The following is an 853-nucleotide window of genomic DNA, read 5'->3' as shown; positions in this document are numbered from 1 at the left end:
GTCTTTAACGCGCTCTCTTAACTTTTCAATCACCGGCTCAAGGTCTAGCAATGCGACCGGGTCGCCACCGTGCAACATCGAAGGCAATGCGCCGAGTATCAACTGCAAACCGTAAGGGTAACTGTCTCCCGCAATTTCTCGCTGACTTAACTCAAGCTGATGCAATACCGCATCCAAACGTTCTTTAGCAACACCTTCTTGGGCAACTTTCTCTAACACAGCGAAGATTTCTGCTTCTAGCTCTTCCTCTTTACCCGGTTCACTTCCCTCTAAACCACACGCAAAAGCCATTTCTCGGTTAGAGTCTTCCAAACCACACAAGGGTGATGGCGCATGCCCTAGCTTTGAAGCCTCTAATGCTCGCTGCAATGGTGCAGCACTGTTCTCAAACAACACATCAGCCAATAGATGTGCTTCGAGGTTTTGTTCCAAATCAAAGCTGTAACCTAACAACCATGAGACAACAATGTGCGTCTTATGTTCGGTCGGCTCATCTTTTTCAACGGGGTAATTTTCCTGAATCCGAATCGGTGCACAATAGCGTTGCTCATCGTTGATTCTGATTCGGTGATCTTCTTTAGAGAATCTGGATAAAGCGTAACCCTGAAAGTGACAATGGTGCTCATAAGCTGGAATATCGCCAAAGGTCAGAAACACAGCATTACTTGGATGATAGTGCTTTTTGTAAAAGCCTTTTAAGTCATCATAACTTAAACCGGTGATATGCTCAGGATCTCCACCACTATTAAAGTGATAGGTAGTAGTCGGATACAAATGGCGCGTTAATGTCTGCCATAGTTGACTAACCGGTGAGCTCATCGCTCCCTTCATTTCATTATAAACAACACCCTTG

General features: G+C 45.3%; 1 protein-coding gene. It reads right to left on the bottom strand.

What is annotated here, in order from left to right:
- Window positions 1-853: insulinase family protein (locus A3729_RS25250; protein WP_197476077.1), on the bottom strand; the 853-nt coding region annotated here is incomplete at both ends.

It is taken from the genome of Oleiphilus sp. HI0043 (assembly GCF_001634935.1).
Note: the sequence above shows the minus strand (reverse complement) of the source record. Positions and strands in the feature narration are given on the sequence as shown.